Consider the following 15,503-nt stretch of genomic DNA (forward strand, 5'->3'; position numbering starts at 1 on the left):
CGAGGGGCGGCGCTCCTCGCGGTGGCCCCGCCGGTGACCTGGGGTTCGTCGGAGGTGGCGGCTAGCATCGGCTGACGGCACCCCGGCGGCGAGAGAGGCACCGAAATGGACGTGTTGGAACGGCTCCGCGAGATCTCCCTGGCGCTTCCCGAGGCGGCGGAGAAGCCCTTCGGCGGCCACACCGCCCCCTCTTTCCGGGTCCGCGACAAGCTCTTCCTGATGACGAGCGAGGACGGCCTCTCGGCGATGTTCAAGGCCGGGCCGGGGGTCCAGGAGGCCCTGGTCGCGGAGTCGCCCGAGCGGTTCTTCGTCCCGAAGTACGTGGGGAGCAAGGGCTGGGTGGGCGCGCGGCTCGACGTCGACCACGACTGGGACGAGATCGCCGAGCTGGTCGAGGACAGCTACCGCCTGATCGCTCCCAAGCGGCTGTCCGCGCTCCTCGACCGGGGCTAGCCTCCGCCCGGCCCCGGGTGCGCCGCGCGCCGCTCCACGCGCCGCCGCTGGACGGCGTTATCGCGCGATTGCGGGCGGAAGCGTGATATACGGGAACCGACCATGATCAGCGGGGTGGCCGCGCCGTACGGCGGCCCCCCGCTTCCATTTCGGGGAATGGACATCGGATGCGACGCCCACCGGGCCCGCAGGCGCTTATCGATGCCGTGCGGTCGGCGGCGCACCGGTCGCCGGACCGCCCCGCGCTCCGTGGCGCGGGCGGCGAGATCGGCTACGGCGACCTGGCCGACCGGCTGGCCTCGGCCGAGCCGGGGAGCGACCGGCGGGTGCTGCCCGTGTCCGGCACGGTCGACGACGTCGTCGCGCTGCTGCGCCTGGCCTGCGGCGGGCACGACGTGCTGCTGCTCGACGCCGCCGCCACGGCCTGGGAGGCCGAACGCGCACGCGGGCTGTTCCAGGGGGCCGGGGCCGGGGACGGGCCGCCCGTCCTCGGCCTGTGCACCTCGGGGACCACCGGCCTGCCGAAGATCGTCGAGGTCGGCTGGCCGGAGCTGCTGGCGAACGCGCGGGCCTGCGCGCGGGCGCTGCGGTTCGGCGAGCGCGACGTCGTGTGGAGCACCGCCGCGATGCCGCACCGGATGAGCCTCGACCGGGCCCTGCTCGCCGGGCTGCTGTCCGGCGCGACCGTGGTGATGCGCTCGGGGCTGCTCGGACCGGCCGAGTTCCACCGCACGCTGCTGGAGGGGCGGGTGACCGTCCTGCTGACGATCCCGTTCCTGTACCGCGGCTACGCCGAGCGGCTGGCGCGCGAGCCCGACGTGGTCCGGAGCTGGGCGCTGCGCGCCTGCGTCGCGGGAGGCGAGGTGCTGCCCGACGACCTGCGCGCGAGGTGGCCGGAGGTGACCGGCCTGCCGCTGCTCCCCGCCTACGGCACCACCGAGGACGGCTCGCTGACCCTCGGACGCGGCGACCCCGGCGAGGGCGTCGGCACGCCGCTGGAGGGCGTCGAGCTGACGGCCGACGCGTCCGGCGAGGTCATGGCCCGCCACGCCCGGGCGGACGGCACGCCCACGCCGTGGCGGCGCACCGGCGACCTGGGCCGCCTCGACGACCGCGGCCGCCTCCACCTCACCGGACGGCGCGGCGGGCTGATGAACATCGGCGGGCGGCGGGTCGACCCGCACGAGGTCGAGCAGGCGCTGCGGATGAACGGCCGCGTCGTCGACTGCGTCGTCGCGGGAACGCCAGGGGCGAACGGGGAGGAGATGGTGGCCTTCGTGGTGACCGACGGAGACGTGCCGAACGCGGAGATGCGCCGGAGCCTGGCCGCCCTGCTGTCGCCGCACAAGCTCCCGAGCCGGTTCGTCCGGCTCCCGGAGATACCGCGCGGCCTCACCGGGAAGGCGCGCCGCGGCATGCTCGTCGCCGACCTGATGCGCCGCGCCGAGGCGGAGGGCCGATGAGCTGGTTCGCGACAGGCGCGCCCCGTTCCGGGGCGCGGACGCGGCTGCTGTGCCTGCCCTATGCGGGGGGCGGCGCGGGCGCCTTCCGCGGCTGGGCCGAGCTGCTCCCGGACGTGGAGGTCGTGCCCGTCCGGCTGCCCGGACGCGAGGCCCGCGCCGACGAGCCGCCGGCCGTGGACCTCGACGCCCTCGCCCGCGCGGCGCTGCCGCTGACCGACCGCCCCTACGCCGTGTTCGGCCACAGTATGGGGGGCCTGCTGGGGTTCGAGCTGTGCAGGCGGCTGCGCCGCCTCGGCGCTCCCCCGCCCGAGCGGCTGTTCGTGAGCGGCTCCCCCGTCCCGCACGTCCCGCTGTCGCGCCCGCGCGTCGCCGACATGCCCGACGGCGAGCTGACCGCCTGGCTGGCCGCGCTGGGCGGCGCCCCGCACGAGGTGCTGGACGACCCGGCGATGCGCGCCGTCTGGCTCCCGATCCTGCGCTCCGACTTCGCCTTCACCGACGACTACCGCTACACGGCGGAGGCGCCGTTCGGCTTTCCCGTCACCGCGTTCGCGGGCGGCGAGGACGCGATGGCCGGTCCCGGTGAGATGTCCGGATGGCGGGCGCACACCTCCGCGGGATTCACCCTCCGGGTTCTTCCGGGCGACCATTTCTTCCTGCATTCGGCGCGCCGGGAACTGCTCGCGTCCATCGCCCGCGACCTCCGTCCGGAACCGGCGGCGGCCCCGGCCGACGAGCCGATCGCCATCATCGGGATGAGCGGGCGCTTCCCGGGCGCGCACGACCTCGACGCCTACTGGCAGAACCTGATCGGCGGGGTGGAGTCGATCCGCCGCTCCACGCCCGAGGAGCAGATCGCGCTCGGGGTCCCCGAGCACGTCGCGCGGCATCCGGCGTTCGTGCCCGCCGCGTCCGTCCTGGACGGCGCCGACCGCTTCGACGCGGCGTTCTTCGGCCTCACCCCGCGCGAGGCGGAGATCCGCGACCCGCAGCACCGCCTCCTGCTGGAGACCGCGCACGCCGCGCTGGAGCACGCCGGATACGACCCCGGCCGCTACGCGGGCGACATCGGCCTCTACGCCGGGACGGGACGCGGCACCTACGGCTTCGAGCTGGTGCGGGCCAACCGCGCGGTGGTGGACAGCGTCGGCACGCTGGCCGTCTCGTCCGCGAACGACCCCGACTTCCTGGCGACGTTCGTGTCGCACCGGCTGAACCTGCGCGGGCCGTCCATGACCGTGCAGACGGCGTGCTCGACGTCGCTGGTCGCGGTGCACCTGGCCGCCGAGGCGCTGCGCCGCGGCGACTGCCGCATGGCGCTGGCCGGCGCGTCCTCGATCGTGATCCCGCACGGTCACGGCTACCTGTACCAGGACGGCGGCGTCGTCTCCCCGGACGGAAGCTGCCGCCCCTTCGACGCCGACGCCCGGGGGACGATCTGGGGCAGCGGCGCCGGTGTGGTGGTCCTCAAGCCGCTGTCCGCCGCGCTCGCCGACGGCGACACGGTGCACGCGGTGGTGCTCGGCTCGGCGGTCAACAACGACGGCTCCGCCAAGGAGGGCTTCTCCGCGCCGGGCGTCGACGGCCAGGCCGCCGTCGCCGCGCGGGCGCTGGCCAGGGCGGGCGTCGACCCCCGCAGCGTCGGCTACGTGGAGGCGCACGGCACGGCGACCGCGCTCGGCGACCCCGTCGAGGTCGAGGCGCTCAGCCGCGCGTACGGCGCGGGCGGCGCGGGCGGCGCGGGCGGCGCGGGCGGCGCGGGCGGTCGCGGATGGTGCGGGATCGGCTCGGTGAAGTCGAACATCGGGCACCTCATCAGCGCGGCGGGCATCGCGGGCCTCATCAAGACCGTGCTCGCGCTGAACGAGGAGCTGATCCCGCGCACGCTCCACTTCGAGCGGCCCAACCCCCGGATCGACTTCGCGAACGGCCCCTTCCGCGTCGTCGACACGCTGACCCCGTGGCCGCGCGGCCCCCGGCCCAGGCGCGCCGGGGTGAGCGCCTTCGGCATCGGCGGCACCAACGCGCACGTGATCGTCGAGGAGGGCCCGGCGCCGCGTCCGGCGGAGCCGCCGCGAGCGCCGTGGCACCTGCTGCCGCTGTCGGCGAGGACCGGGGCCGCGCTCGACGACATGCGCGCGAACCTGGGCGCCCATCTGGCGTCCGAGGACGGCGCGGACATCGCCGACGTGGCCCACACCCTCCAGGTCGGACGCGCCGAGCACCCGCACCGCGCCGTCGTCGTGGTCCGCGACGGGCAGGACGCCGCCCTCGCGCTGGCCTCCGACCGCGTCCGCTCCGGCTCCGTCGAGGGTCCGCCCGCCACGCCCGTGTTCCTCTTTCCCGGCCAGGGCGCGCAGTATCCGGGCATGGGCGGCGGCCTCCACCGCGCCTACCCCGCCTTCCGTGACGCCGTCGACAGGTGCGCCGACCTGCTCGAACCGCACCTGGGCCTGGACATCCGCGACCACCTCCTCGCCGACTCCCCGCGTTCGCCGGACCGGACCGAGCTGGCCCAGCCCGCGCTGTTCACCGTCCAGTACGCGCTCGCGGAACTCCTGCGCTCATGGGGGATCCGGCCCGCGGCGATGCTGGGGCACAGCGTCGGCGAACTCACCGCGGCGTGCCTCGCCGGGGTCTTCGCGCTGCCGGACGCCCTCGCGCTGGTCGCGGCGCGCGGCCGTCTCATGGGGCGGATGCCCGCCGGGGCGATGCTCGCGGTGCCGCTGCCCGAGGACGAGGTCGCCGCGATCCTGCCGGAGGCGGTGTCGGTCGCGGCGGTCAACGGGCCCGGCACGTGCGTCGTGGCCGGGCCGACCGAGGCGGTGGAGGCGTTCGCCGCAGCGCTCGCCGGGCGCCGCACGCCCAGCCGGAGGCTGCGCACGTCCCACGCCTTCCACTCGGCGATGATGGACCCGGTGCTGGAGGAGTTCGCCGAACTGGTCGCGAAGGTGCCGAGGAACCGGCCGAACGTCCCGTTCCCGTCCTGTGTCACCGGCGACTGGATCACGGCGGAGCAGGCGACCGACCCGGCGTACTGGGCCCGCCACCTGCGCGCGCCCGTCCGCTTCGGCGCGTGCGCGGAACGCCTGCTCGGAGCCGGCGACCGGGCGGCGGTCGAGGTCGGCCCGGGGCGCACGCTGACCGAGCTGTGCCGTCCGCACGGCGTCCTGCCCACGCTCGACTCCGGCGACGACGCCGCCCTGCTCGGCGCGGTCGGCGGGCTGTGGCTGCGCGGCGTCCCCGTCGACTGGGACGCGCTGTCCGGGCCGGGCCGCCGCCGGGTGCCGCTGCCGACCTACCCCTTCGACCGCCGCCGGTTCTGGGTGGACGCCCCGCCGGACGCCGGGACGGCGCCGGAGGCGCGGCGCCCGACGGTGGACGACTGGTACGAGGTTCCGGGCTGGCGGCAGGCGGCGCCCCTCCCGCGCCAGGCCGCTGGCCTGGGTCCCTGCCTGCTCCTCCACGACGAGGACGGCCCCGGCGAGGCGTTGGCGGCCCGCCTGCGAGACGGTGGCGCCGCCGTGGTGAGCGTCCTCCCCGGCCACGGCTACACGCGCCGGGACGAGGACACGTTCACGGTGGACCCGTCCGACCGCGACGACCACCTCCGGGTCCTGGAAGCACTCGCCGAGGCCGGGCGGGCACCCGGGCGGATCATCGCCGCCTGGGGGCTGCGTCTCCCGCCGGCCCCCTCGACACCGCCCGACGCGGCGTTCGCCGACCGCGCGTTCTTCGGCCTGCTCGCCCTGGCCCAGGCGCTGGCGGAGAGCCCCGCGTCCCCGCTCGCCCTGGACGTCGTCACCGCACACGCCCAGGACGTCCACGGAACCGACCTGCTCGCACCCGAACTCGCGACGGTCGCCGGGGTGGGCCGCGTCCTCCCGCGGGAGCTGCCGCACGTCACCTGCCGCCACATCGACACCGACCTCGGCGGCGCGCGGACGCTCGCGCGGCTCGCGGCGGAACTGGGCGCGGACGACGCGGAACCCGTCGTCGCCCTGCGCAACGGGCGGCGCTGGACGCCGGCGACGACGCGGGTCCGGCTGGAGGAGGGCCAGGACCCCGCCTGGCGCGACCGGGGCGTCTACCTGATCACGGGCGGGCTGGGCGGGCTCGGGATCTCGATCGCCGAGCACCTCGCCCGCGAGGCCCGCGCCCGCCTCGCGCTGCTCGGACGGTCCGGCTTCCCCGACCGCGCTTCCTGGGGCGGGTGGCTCGCCGAGCACGACCCCGGCGACCGGACCTCCCGCGCGATACGCGCGATACATCGGATGGAGGAGGCCGGAGCCGAGGTCGAGGTGTTCTCCGCCGACGTCACCGACCCCGTCGCGCTGCGCCAGGTCAGAGAGCAGATCGCGAAGCGCTTCGGGGAGGTCGCGGGCATCGTCCACGCGGCCGGCGTCCCCGGCGGGGGCCTGATCGAGGTCAAGACCGCGGCCGCGGCGCGCGCCGTGCTCGCCCCCAAGATCGCCGGTACGCTGGCGCTCGCCGAGGTCTTCGGCGACGACCCGCTGGACGTCTTCGCGCTGTGCTCCTCGGTCACCGCCCTCGCGGGCGGCCTCGGGCAGGCGGACTACTGCGCCGCCAACGCCTTCCTGGACGCCTACGCGCGCAGCCCCCGCCGCGTCTCCGCCCCGGTCGTCTCGGTGAACTGGGGCGAATGGCTCGACGTCGGCATGGCGGCGGAGGTCGGCGTCCCCTACGCCCACGCGTGGACGGCGTCCGACGCGCACCCGTGGCTCACCGCGCGCCGCGACGACCCGTCCGGCTCGTCCCACTTCCGGGGCACGATGTCGCCCGCGACCCATTGGGTGCTGGACGAGCACAGGGTGCAGAACACGCCCGTCCTCCCCGGCACGGCCCATCTCGACCTGATGCGCGCGGCCTTCCTCGCCGTGGAAAAGGGCGGAACGGGCACGGTGGAACTGCGCGACGTCGCCTTCGCCTCCCCGCTCGCCGTCCCCGACGGCGAAACGGCGGACATCGAGGTCGTGGTCGGCGCGGGCACCGGAACGCGCCGGATGACCGTCCGCAGCCTGGACGCGACCGGCCGCGCCGTCGACCACGCACACGCGACCGGAACGTCCACCACCTCTCCCCCGGCCCCGACCGCCGACCTGGCGGCCATCCGCGCTCGCTGCACGCACGAGCGCGCACCCGAAGGCGAACGAGGCGCGGTCACCCTGGGCGGACGCTGGACGAGCATCGTCACGACCCATTCGGCTCCAGGGGAGACATTGGCGACCCTGTCCGCCCCGGAATCGGTCACGACCGACGCTCTGCCCTTCCATCCCGCGCTTCTGGACGAGGCGATAGCGGCGGGCGCGGACCGCGACGGCGACTACCTGCCGGTCGGCTACGGCGGCGTCATCATGCGCGGCCCGCTCCCCGCCCGCTTCCACAGCCACATCCGCCGCCGGCCCGAAACGACAGAAGGCGTACGGGTCTTGGACGTCACCCTCCTCGACGATTCCGGCGACGAAATACTGTCGATCGACAACGTCATCCTCCGCGCGTTCGACGCCGACGCGCACCGGACCCTCGCGCCCGCCGCGCCGGGTGACCGGCCGGGCATCACACCGGCGGACGGCGCCGAAGCCCTACGCCGCCTCCTGTCCGCGGACCTCGGCCCGCAGGTCGTCGTCAGCGCGGTGCCGATCGACGACATCATCACCCGGGCCCGGCGGGCGGACCGCCGATCCATGAAAGAGGGGACACCGCCCCGCGACGGCGTCCTGGCGGCCCCGTCCGACCGCTCCGCCCTCGGCACCTATGTCGCTCCCCGCACCGAACTGGAAGCCGCGCTCGCCGATCTGTGGGCCGAGGTCCTCGGCGTCGACACGATCGGGGTCGAGGACGACTTCTTCGCCCTCGGCGGGTCGTCGCTGGTGGCCGTGCAGCTCATCTGGCGCGCGGGCGACCTGCTGGGCGACCCGCCGTCCATGCGCTCCCTGTTCGAGGCCCCGACCATCGCCGGAATGGCACAGGCCCTAGAACGAGCACGCCCCACTCTTTGACCGGCGACGGCCCTCAGCCCGCGAGGGCGTACGCCAGAAAACACGAGAGCGAAACCGAGAGAACCGCGGCGACTCGGAATCGAGCAGGAAGCCGCGCGAGCGTGGAGGATCCTTTCAACAGCGCGAAGGCCGGCGGTGGTACCGCCGGCCTTCGCTGACCGGCACGTCATCAGCACCCCACAGGCCGATACCGCGCGCCTCACTCACTGGACGGGCCTCCGCTCATCCCTCTCGCGAGCGGCGAGCCCGTCGAAAACGATCCCGACCGTGCGAGCGCGGACGTGCGCGTCGAGCTGGAGGTGGGCACCGGCACGCGCGACGCCGACGAGAAGCGCGTAGACCTCCTCAAGCCGGACGTCCGCGCGCACCGCTCCCGCCTCCTGCGCGCGCACCAGCAGCACACCCACGGCCTCGCGCAGCTCCCGCGGCCTCCGCCCCGCCTGCCCTTCCGCATCGCCGCCCGCATCGGTGAACGCCTCGATGATGGCGAGCTTGCCCGCCGCGTCGTCCACGAGGTGGCCGAAGAACTCGAAGAACGCGGGGCCGGGCTCATCCGAATCGGCGAGGCCCCGCGCCCGCTCGCACAGATGGTCGAAGTGCTTCACCAGCACCGCCTCCAGCAGCGCCCGCTTGGTGGGGAAGTGCCGGAAGACGGTGGCGATGCCGACCCCGGCGAGCCGGGCGACCTCCTCGGTGGAGGCCGCGGACCCGCCCCTCGCGAAGACGTCCTCCGCCACCTCCAGAATCCGGGCCCGGTTGTCGCGGGCATCAGCGCGTGTAGGTTCCATTGACATCCGAAGTCTCCACTCCATATATTCGGAGTCTCCACTTCGGAACGATACCGCACCCACGGGAGGCATCATGACGCTCACTCCAAGCGAGGTGTTCCACAAGCTCGTATGGGGCGTCGCGGAAGGCCGCTGGGACGAGCTTCCCGAGTTGTACGCGGACGAGACCCTGGTCGAGCACCCCTTCGCGCCGACCGGAGACAAGCCGATGCGCACCCGCGAGGAACTCCGCGAGCACTTCTCTGCCGGAAAGAGCCTCCCGCCCCTCCGCCAGGAGCCGGCCAACATCACCGTGCACGAGACGACGGACCCGGAGGTGATCATCGCCGAGTTCGAATACCGAGGGACGACCGGGAGCGGCGAATCGTTCCGCGTTCCCTGCATCTTCGTCCTCCGCGTCCGGGACGGCGAAATCATCGCCTCCCACGACTACATCGACCACATCTCCTCAGCCCGCCGCCGGGGCGCCCTGAACGAACTCCTCGACGGCATCCGCACCTGACCGCGCTCGACCGAACAATCCGGAAAAGCAGGAAGCCCAAGAATCGCCGCAATCCTGATTCACGCCTCGACGGCATTTCCCGCCAGGTCATCGGCACCCCCGAAGTGCCCTGCCGTCACGGCGGACACGGTCGCCGGCCACCTCATCCCGCGAGCGACCGGCGACCGGTGCGGCCGACCGCGAGCAGAACGAGCAGGCACAGGACGGCCACGGTCCCGGCGAACCAGCTCACGGCGGTGGTGAGGCTGACGGCGGTGGCGAGGACGCCGACTCCCAGAACGGGCAGCCCGACACCCAGGTAGACGATGACGTAGAAGCCGGACAGCACCTCGGCCCGGCTGCCGTCGGGAGCGGCGTTGTTGACGGTGGTGAGTCCGCCGAGGAAGACCAACCCGTGGCCGGCGCCTGCCAGCACGGCCGCCCCCAGAAGCAGGACCAGCGAGGACCGGGCCCCGACGAGCATGAGGAGGCCGAGGGCCAACAGCGGCAGCCCGAGCAGTTGCAGGTGGCGCGGGGACCGCCCGTAGCCCAGGATCTGGACGATCGCCGAGCAGGCCAGCAGCAGCGCGGCGGTCCCACCACCGAGCAGCAGGTTCCCGCTGTCCGCGAGGGTGGCGACGTAGGTCGGGATGAGGGTGAGGAACAGCCCGATCACCGCGAACGCCAAGAAGTTGGCCGTGCCGCTGGTCGCGAACACCGCCCGCGTCGCGGCGGGGATCCCGGGCCGGCGAGGCCGCCACCGGGTCGTCTCCCTTGTGGTCGGCAGCGCCATGACGGCGACGGCGGCCGGGATCAGCAGCACGATCTCAACGGCGAAGGGCACCACGTCGGGCGCCACCGCGACATATTCGGCGAGCAGCCCCGCCAGGACGGGGCCGAGGCCCAGCCCGCCGACCGACGCCACGGTCGAGACCAGAGCGGCCTTGCGGCGGCTGCCGGAGGGTTCGAGCTCGCTCAGCGCGGCGGTCAACGCGCCCGACGCGGCGCCGACGGCGAGACCCTGCGATATCCGGGCAGCGAACAGCCACCACGTATCGGTCGCGAGCGCGAACCCCAGCGCCCCCAGACCGGCCAGCGCAAGCGCGGGTACCAGCACCCGGCGGCGGCCGACCGCGTCCGACAGCGGCCCGGCGACCAGCAAGGACGGGATGAGCACGGCCACATACACGGCGAAGATCAACGTGACGACGAAGGGCGAGAACCCGAACCGCTCCTCGTAGCCGCGGTACAGCGGAGTCGGCAGGTTCGTTCCGGCCAGCAGGATCAGCAACGTGTAGGCCGTGGCCCAGAATCGCCACCCGTTCACCCGACACGCCGACGCGCCTCGACCACGCGACCGGACCGCCGTTCCAGCAGCACCAGCGCCGTTCGCCATGTCCTCCCCCTCCATCATGTTCGGTGGCGCCGAACATAACACATGTTCAACCATACCGAACATGCTTGGCTAGGATGGGAGCATGGCAAGCCGCACCGCGACCAGGCTCGTACACCCGCAGCGGGCCGAGCTGGAGTTCACGACAGTGATGAGCGCACTGAGCGACCCCGTCCGGCTGGCCATCGTCGCCCGGCTCGCCGACGTCGAACCCGAGGGCGAACTGGCCTGCGCCACCTTCGCGCTCCCGGTCAGCAAGTCCACCCAGAGCGGCCACTTCAGGACCCTGCGCGAGGCAGGAGTGATCCATCAGCGCGACGAGGGAACGCGACGGTTGAACCGCCTCCGCCGCGACGACCTAGACGCCCGCTTCCCCGGCCTCCTCGACCTGGTCATCCCGCAAGGACACGACATCGTCGCCCGCTGGACGTAGCTCCGCCCCGAGCACCCGACCCCTGCCACACCTCACCGCGCCCGACTGGCGGCCCGCGCCGTCCCCCCGCGCCGCCGCCCCGGCGAACTCGCGCAGACAGGTCGCATTCGCCGGCACCGAGACGAAGGGCTGGCGGCGCCGAGGCCGTCAACGGAGAGAATCCGAGCGCCAGGAACGCGTAGGAGTCGGCCCCCACCCCGGCCGCGCCAGTGCCCCTGGCAGGCCCCCGCGCACAAAAGCCCGCCAGATCAGGTCACGCGCGGGCAGAACCGACCTTGAGGAGCAGTCGGCGCTTGGCCCCGATCCGCAGCCCCCGCGAGACAGCTCTGCCTGGTTCTGGCAAACCCAGGCTGAACGGAGCACTGGGCCCCCGACGACCGGGCCCGCAGGATGGACATCGTCGCCAGCGAACGAACCCCATCGAGATCGACCACTGAAAACCAGGAGTCTCCATAATGTCGAACACCCTCACCGTCGTCGCCGGTTTCGTCGCCAAGCCCGGACAGGAGCAGCGCCTGCGGGACGAACTGAACGCGATGGTCGCGCCATCGCTGGCCGAGGAGGGCTGCCTGCGCTACCAGCCGTACGTCGACCCGAACCGCCCGGACCGCATGATCATGATCGAGGAGTGGACCGACGGCGCCGCGCTCGACCACCACTTCACGCTGCCCCACTTCAAGCGCGTAGCCCAAGTCCTGGACGAGATCCTCGCCGAGCCGTTCACCCTGCGCCACCTGACCGACATCTCCCTCTGAGCACGGGGGTGCGCCCATGATCCCTATGGCAACGGCCCCTGCACCGAGCACTCCAGAGCCGTGGGTCGGCGACCTGGTCAGACCGCGCGTCCCCCCACGCCCTTCGGCAAGCCGGCCGAGCGACTGTTCGAGGCATTCGGAACGATGTATTCGTGCATGCTGCTGATCAGGTTGGCAACGGTGCCTGGACCGCGCGGCGCCAGGCTTTCTGAGTCTCGGTCGGTGGCCCGAACCGCCCGGCGGCATGAGGACGGCAGCGTGCTGGAATCACGCCCACCACTCCCCACCGACGGGTAGGTCTATGCCAGCAGGCCGCACAGCCAGGTCCCGACCAGGCGTCCACCCGACCAGGTCGCCGTCATCTCTGGTACAAGGACGACGACCTGGTCGGCTGGGCCGCTGTCGGACTGAAGTACTCGACGAAGAGAGTGAGTCGATGTGTCAGCGATAGCCGCTCAGACCGTCGGCCAGTTCTTCTTCGTCGCCATCGTGGAGGGCGGCGAGAGCCTGTTGCAGGGCGAATGTGCCACGGATCGCGGCGATGCGGGCAACCAGCCCATCGTTTGACCATTCGCCGTGCACGAGCACCCGCTCCAGGTGCTCACGGCCGTAGCTGGCATCGAGGGCTGCGAGGTCCTCGGCCGGGTCACCGAGTGTGACCTCGTCCCAGTCGAGGACACCGGACAGGCGCGGCCGGCCGTCCGTCCACTCCCACAGGACGTTCTCCGCGCCCAGATCGCCGTGGACCACCGCCGGGTTGAGGTGGGGAAGGCCGTCGAGTACCGCCAGTTCCTCCTCGGCTCGCAAGCGCCCACCGTCGGACATGAGCTGGAACAGCTCAGCACGCACGTCGTCCGCGAACCTGCGCCACCGGTCGTGTGGTTCCTGAGGGAGAACCGCTCGGACCGCCTCGTCGCCGCCTGCACGGGCGAGGTCGGTCAGAAGCGTGGCGTACTGCTCCGCCACGGCGTCGAGGACGTCGGCGTCGTCGAGTGCGTCACTGCTCAGGGGTTCACCGGGAATGCGGCTCAAGACCAGGAACGGCGTCTCATCGGTGCCGTAGGCGCCGCCCTCCAATAGCGGCTCAGGGGTGCGAAAGCCGAGGTCGAGACCGGCGAGCAGGCGTAGAGCGGCCGCCCGCTCGGGCAGCCGAGCGGCCGCTGCCCCGGTGCGCGGAAAGCACACGACGCGGTCCGAGCCCATGACGACGAGGTGAAATTGCCCCTGACGTACGACGAGGCCATCGGGGTCGTCGTCGGGCAGCAAGCGGCTCAGCAGAGTGCGATGCGTCGTAAGAATGCTCACGAGGTGACCTTCGGCTCCTTCGACAGGTGGGAGGCAACGCGGACGAGGCAGCGTCAGGCCCCGGCGGGCGAGCCTATCGCCCCTGCCAATGCCCTTCTCACTGCGGGTACGGCCACCCCCCGGAATTGAACGGCCGGGCCCTCAAGATGGCGAAGGGTGGACGTTGACGATGCGCCAGCGCAGCTAAGTGTCCAGGCCCTCGGCCCACACACATCGATGCCTGCGCGGAGTGGTCACGGGCGCAGAGTGGTCGCGGACGCAGGATGGTCGCGGACGCAGGATGGTCGCGGACGCAGGATGGTCGCGGACGCAGGATCGTCGCGAGCGCAGGATCGTCGCGAGCGCAGGATCGTCGCGAGCGCAGGATGGTCGCGAGCGCAGGATCGTCGCGAGCGCAGGATCGTCGCGAGCGCAGGATCGTCGCGAGCGCAGGATCGTCGCGAGCGCAGGATCGTCGCGGACGCAGGATCGTCGCGGACGCAGGATCGTCGCGGACGCAGGATGGTCGCGGACGCAGGATGGTCGCGAGCGCAGGATGGTCGCGAGCGCAGGATGGTCGCGAGCGCAGGATGGTCGCGGACGCAGGGTGGTTGCGAGCGCAGGGTGGTTGCGAGCGCAGCCGTGAGTCCGACCGGGCCGGTGTCATTCCCAGCCGCGCACCCGAGATGGGCGCCAACAGGATGACGGCGATGCAAGTGGTTCGGGCCGGCCAGCATGAACTGCCGCAGCGGACGAAAGCGGGCCCCGAACAGGTCGCCTCGGCAGGCGAAGTCAGCGCGAAGCACAGCTCCGCCATGTTCTTCGGGTGGGGTTTCCTCCTCGGCGGCGCTCGATCCGGTCGAGCGAGTCCGCGACTGGCCCGAACGCCTTGATGGCTACCGGTAGGCGACATGCTCGGTGCGTTGCCCCCAAAAGGTCCAGAAGGGCATTGGCAGGCAGCCGCTGAGCCCTGTATTCGTGGTCGCCTTGTGCTGCGATCCGTCAGGCAGAGTGACCACCGCTCTGGCGCGGTGCGGGGCCTGGATGGAGTGCACCGTGCCGTCGATGAGTGCGTGGACGAGTCGTTCGACGAATTCCAGATCCTGTGGTGTCCTCCCCAGCTCCCAACGCACGCCGCCGAGGTCGAGTTGGAAGATGACCTCCCCGGCGTCGGCGTTCCCCCAGTAGATCCAGCCGAAGCCGAGCGCGCCGGGGCGCATAGGCCGGACCCATGCCACCCACAAGTCCCCATCGTCGTCTTGAACCTCGATCGCCGAGCCCAACTCGTCCTTCAACCGCTCCAGCAGATGGCGCAGCCGAGCACGCGTCTCCGAGTCACCCACGTCCAGATGGTCGCTCTTCACCACACCCGCAACCTAGATCAGCGCATTGCCTGGTTCTCACCGATATATGCGACCCCCCAGGATTCAGGGTGGTCGGCCATCGTCGACGGGGCGGCCTCCACCGTTTGGGGGCGACCACGAGCGTCGATGGCTTGGGGGCGGCTGGGGGACGGTCAGTGGCGGCGGGTGGGGGCGGTCAGGTGGGCGGCTATTTTCGCCATGGTGGCGTCGGTGGGTTTCCAGCCGCGGGTCAGCAGGGCGGTCAGCAGGGCTTCGAGGTAGGGGGCGGGGCGGGATAAGAAGTCCTTGGTGACAGGGATGATCTCCCAGCCCTGTTCCTTCGCCAGCCAACGGCGGCGGCGGTCGTCGTGGGCGCGGGCGGCGGAGCCTGTGTGGTGGCGTTCGCCGTCGTACTCCATCCCGACGTGGAACTCCGGGTAGCCGAGGTCGACGTAGAGCCATCGCCCTTGCGGGCCTGGGACCGGCACCTGGGTGGAGGGGCGCGGGAAGCCCGTCCGCATGATCGCGGCCCGCGTCCAGCTCTCGCCGGGTGAGGCCGCGCCGGGGTCGCCGATGCTGAGGATCTCTCGCAGCCGCCTGTTGCCTCGATATCCAGGTAAGCCGCGCGCCATCGCAGGGAGTTCCGCCGCTTTCACGCCGAGGCGGAGGAACTGGTCGAGGGCGGCGACCGCCTCGGCCCGGGGAAGCCAGCGGGCGCAGTCCAGGGCCGTCCTGGGAGGGCTTGTGAGGCGCACGCCCGCCTTTTCGCGGACGTGTTCAGGGGGCAGGTCCACATGGTCGGCGGTGATGACAGGAGGATCCGCGGTGCTCTGGGAGGGGATGGGTGTGATCACCTCGATTTCCCAGTCGGCCTCGTTGACGCCCGGTGGGAGGACGTCCAGGCCCCAGATCCATGCGGCCGTACGGCGGGCGACGACGGCCTCTTCAGGTAACAGGGTGCTGAGCGCTCTTGCCCGCGTCATGAGTGAAGCTCCCTCTGGCGGGGCGGTGGGAATTCCGGGGCCGGTGGGGGCGATCGTTCCGCGGGCGTCCCGCGTCCAGGAGAGTGTGAGTGCGTCCATGGCCTTGA

11 protein-coding genes are annotated in these 15,503 nt (G+C 72.6%); 6 read left to right on the top strand and 5 right to left on the bottom strand.

Translation table 11 applies throughout. The annotated features are described in order from the left end of the window. Nucleotides 1-105: 105 nt before the first annotated feature. The 3 genes from GNZ18_RS21300 to GNZ18_RS21310 all read left to right on the top strand — a co-directional run bounded on the left by GNZ18_RS21300 (nucleotide 106) and on the right by GNZ18_RS21310 (nucleotide 7,936). Nucleotides 106-453: an MmcQ/YjbR family DNA-binding protein gene (locus GNZ18_RS21300; protein WP_156218290.1), complete on the top strand. Its 348-nt coding sequence runs from the start codon at nucleotides 106-108 to the stop codon at nucleotides 451-453. 167 nt (nucleotides 454-620) lie between these two features. Continuing rightward, nucleotides 621-1,916, top strand: a complete 1,296-nt coding sequence (locus GNZ18_RS21305; protein WP_156218291.1) for a class I adenylate-forming enzyme family protein — start codon at nucleotides 621-623, stop codon at nucleotides 1,914-1,916. Then, entirely contained in the window at nucleotides 1,913-7,936 is a 6,024-nt protein-coding gene (locus tag GNZ18_RS21310; RefSeq protein ID WP_156218292.1) for a type I polyketide synthase, read from the top strand. The genes GNZ18_RS21305 and GNZ18_RS21310 overlap by 4 nt, the downstream gene beginning before the upstream one ends. A 203-nt stretch (nucleotides 7,937-8,139) precedes the next feature. On the opposite strand, the gene GNZ18_RS21315 is transcribed toward GNZ18_RS21310, so the two are convergent. Then, a complete protein-coding gene (locus GNZ18_RS21315) occupies nucleotides 8,140-8,724 on the bottom strand; it encodes a TetR/AcrR family transcriptional regulator (protein WP_156218293.1) in 585 nt (194 codons plus the stop codon). Nucleotides 8,725-8,797: 73 nt separating this feature from the next. On the opposite strand from GNZ18_RS21315, the gene GNZ18_RS21320 reads away from it, so the two are divergent. Then, entirely contained in the window at nucleotides 8,798-9,226 is a 429-nt protein-coding gene (locus GNZ18_RS21320) for a nuclear transport factor 2 family protein (protein ID WP_156218294.1), read from the top strand. Between the two features lie 142 nt (nucleotides 9,227-9,368). On the opposite strand, the gene GNZ18_RS21325 is transcribed toward GNZ18_RS21320, so the two are convergent. Continuing rightward, nucleotides 9,369-10,532, bottom strand: a complete 1,164-nt coding sequence (locus GNZ18_RS21325) for an MFS transporter (RefSeq protein WP_216651393.1) — start codon at nucleotides 10,530-10,532, stop codon at nucleotides 9,369-9,371. A gap of 151 nt (nucleotides 10,533-10,683) precedes the next feature. Between GNZ18_RS21325 and GNZ18_RS21330 the strand changes: the two genes are divergently transcribed. Together GNZ18_RS21330 and GNZ18_RS21335 are read left to right on the top strand one after the other, a co-directional pair. Then, the gene (locus GNZ18_RS21330; protein ID WP_156218295.1) at nucleotides 10,684-11,031 is read left to right on the top strand and encodes an ArsR/SmtB family transcription factor; all 348 of its coding nucleotides are present in this window, start codon (nucleotides 10,684-10,686) and stop codon (nucleotides 11,029-11,031) included. A 455-nt stretch (nucleotides 11,032-11,486) separates the two neighbouring features. Further along, complete coding sequence (locus tag GNZ18_RS21335) at nucleotides 11,487-11,786, top strand: putative quinol monooxygenase (RefSeq protein ID WP_156218296.1); 300 nt, start codon at nucleotides 11,487-11,489, stop codon at nucleotides 11,784-11,786. A gap of 441 nt (nucleotides 11,787-12,227) precedes the next feature. On the opposite strand, the gene vph is transcribed toward GNZ18_RS21335, so the two are convergent. The 3 genes from vph to GNZ18_RS21350 form a co-directional block, all read right to left on the bottom strand. Then, a complete protein-coding gene (gene vph, locus GNZ18_RS21340; RefSeq protein ID WP_312874651.1) occupies nucleotides 12,228-13,091 on the bottom strand; it encodes a viomycin phosphotransferase in 864 nt (287 codons plus the stop codon). 875 nt (nucleotides 13,092-13,966) lie between these two features. Beyond that, nucleotides 13,967-14,437: a hypothetical protein gene (locus tag GNZ18_RS21345; RefSeq protein WP_156218298.1), complete on the bottom strand. Its 471-nt coding sequence runs from the start codon at nucleotides 14,435-14,437 to the stop codon at nucleotides 13,967-13,969. A gap of 149 nt (nucleotides 14,438-14,586) precedes the next feature. Further along, nucleotides 14,587-15,396 carry a type IV toxin-antitoxin system AbiEi family antitoxin gene (locus GNZ18_RS21350; RefSeq protein WP_156218299.1) on the bottom strand — a complete coding sequence of 270 codons (810 nt, stop codon included), beginning with the start codon at nucleotides 15,394-15,396 and terminating at the stop codon, nucleotides 14,587-14,589. Nucleotides 15,397-15,503 lie beyond the last annotated feature (107 nt).

This window comes from Actinomadura litoris (assembly GCF_009733595.1).
Lineage (GTDB): Bacteria > Actinomycetota > Actinomycetes > Streptosporangiales > Streptosporangiaceae > Spirillospora > Spirillospora litoris.

Excerpts from the sequence above, each read along its gene's own strand:
- GNZ18_RS21300 (WP_156218290.1), top strand. The coding sequence starts at position 106 with ATGGACGTGTTGGAACGGCTCCGCGAGATCTCCCTGGCGCTTCCCGAG.
- GNZ18_RS21305 (WP_156218291.1), top strand. The coding sequence starts at position 621 with ATGCGACGCCCACCGGGCCCGCAGGCGCTTATCGATGCCGTGCGGTCG.
- GNZ18_RS21310 (WP_156218292.1), top strand. The coding sequence starts at position 1,913 with ATGAGCTGGTTCGCGACAGGCGCGCCCCGTTCCGGGGCGCGGACGCGG.
- GNZ18_RS21315 (WP_156218293.1), bottom strand. The coding sequence starts at position 8,724 with ATGGAACCTACACGCGCTGATGCCCGCGACAACCGGGCCCGGATTCTG.
- GNZ18_RS21320 (WP_156218294.1), top strand. The coding sequence starts at position 8,798 with ATGACGCTCACTCCAAGCGAGGTGTTCCACAAGCTCGTATGGGGCGTC.
- GNZ18_RS21330 (WP_156218295.1), top strand. The coding sequence starts at position 10,684 with ATGGCAAGCCGCACCGCGACCAGGCTCGTACACCCGCAGCGGGCCGAG.
- GNZ18_RS21335 (WP_156218296.1), top strand. The coding sequence starts at position 11,487 with ATGTCGAACACCCTCACCGTCGTCGCCGGTTTCGTCGCCAAGCCCGGA.
- GNZ18_RS21350 (WP_156218299.1), bottom strand. The coding sequence starts at position 15,396 with ATGACGCGGGCAAGAGCGCTCAGCACCCTGTTACCTGAAGAGGCCGTC.